This is a genomic window from Lyngbya aestuarii BL J, from assembly GCF_000478195.2.
GTDB classification, from domain to species: Bacteria; Cyanobacteriota; Cyanobacteriia; order Cyanobacteriales; family Microcoleaceae; genus Capilliphycus; species Capilliphycus aestuarii.
Genome location: NZ_AUZM01000220.1, coordinates 1 through 1,281 on the forward strand (window position 1 = coordinate 1; position 1,281 = coordinate 1,281).

The window sequence follows — 1,281 nt, forward strand, 5'->3', positions numbered from 1 at the left end:
ACGCATAGCTTATGGCGTGGGCTTTATCCCTAACCCACTCCCATCAGGAAACAACGATAGTTGCCCCTCTAGTTGACAGGAATAAGTCGAGATTTCGGGCAGGTTTACAACTACCCCTAGTTGAGCAATATTCAATGCTCCATTTACATCAGCATCATGTTCAAAACCACAAAACCCACATTTAAAAACTTTCCCTTTCCGGTAAGATTTTCCCGGTTTGGGGTGGATATGGTGGCATCTCGAACAGGTTTGGCTGGTACATCTCGGGTCAACCAAAATCACATCAATTCCAGCAATGTTCGCTTTGTATTCAGTAAACAATCTCAACTGGTAGAATGCCCATCTATTGATTTCTGTCCGGGTTTTTCTTCGGACTTTTGTTCTAAACCGAATCCCAGACAAATCCTCAAAAGCAATAACGGAATTGAGTTTTTGAGCTTCTTCTACAAGCTGTTTGCTGATATTGTGGTTGACCCATTTTTGAAACCTCGATTCTTTCCCAGAGAGCCTCCTCAACAGTCGTTTGCTGCTTTTGGTGCGTTTGGATTGAATCGAAGCTCTAACGCGGACAAATTTGTTTCGAGTTTCCCTCAGTTGCGCTCCGTCCCAAGATTTTCCAGTGGAGGTTGTCGCAATATCTCGCCACCCCAAATCAACCCCCAAGACTTTAGGAGTTTTACCTTTGGGTTGGGTAGGAACAACTACTGCCAATATTGATGTAATAGTTCCCATTTCTGCTTTTAGAAAGAGTCGCGCTTGTGGGAGATTGACCCCGAAGCAATGCGATTTGATAGCCGCCAATTTTCAAGTCAAAATTCACTCGTTTCGATTTCAGCGTCACCCCAACCTTTTGCTCGGATTCAATGTATTTGAATGTCCTTGCATCAAGGGAGATGCTTGTCGGTCTAAATTTGTGAATTTGCTTGGTGGCTTTTTTCTGATTAACAACCCTTCTAATTGCCTGACAAACATGATTTGCTTTCAACCCTGTAGATTGACGAACAAGTTTGTAGGTCAGGTGATGCAACTTGGTAGTGTTCCAGCAGTTTTCCTGTTTAGCTGTTTGCAAAATTTGGTTACAGGCACCTGCAAACCCTTCGAGAGTTTCATCAATCTTCTCTCGAATGTTTGGCGAGACTATCAACTTACATTTAGTAGTCAGGGATTGTATCATAACTTAATTATAGTTCATCCAGACTACTTTGTGGGAGAGAGAGTCCCCGTGCATTCCTCCCCACGCCAACGTTCCTTATGGCGGAGGTCTCCTGCCGCCGAACAAGA

General features: G+C 43.8%; 2 protein-coding genes. One reads left to right on the top strand and one right to left on the bottom strand.

All coding sequences use genetic code 11. The features are described from left to right. Nucleotides 1-9 precede the first annotated feature (9 nt). Complete coding sequence (locus tag M595_RS27660; RefSeq protein ID WP_023069869.1) at nucleotides 10-732, bottom strand: RNA-guided endonuclease InsQ/TnpB family protein; 723 nt, start codon at nucleotides 730-732, stop codon at nucleotides 10-12. 289 nt (nucleotides 733-1,021) lie between these two features. Between M595_RS27660 and M595_RS31980 the strand changes: the two genes are divergently transcribed. Next, nucleotides 1,022-1,281 (top strand): hypothetical protein (locus M595_RS31980; protein WP_203419187.1); only part of this gene is annotated, 260 nt, incomplete at its 3' end.

Excerpts from the sequence above, each read along its gene's own strand:
- M595_RS27660 (WP_023069869.1), bottom strand. The coding sequence starts at position 732 with ATGGGAACTATTACATCAATATTGGCAGTAGTTGTTCCTACCCAACCC.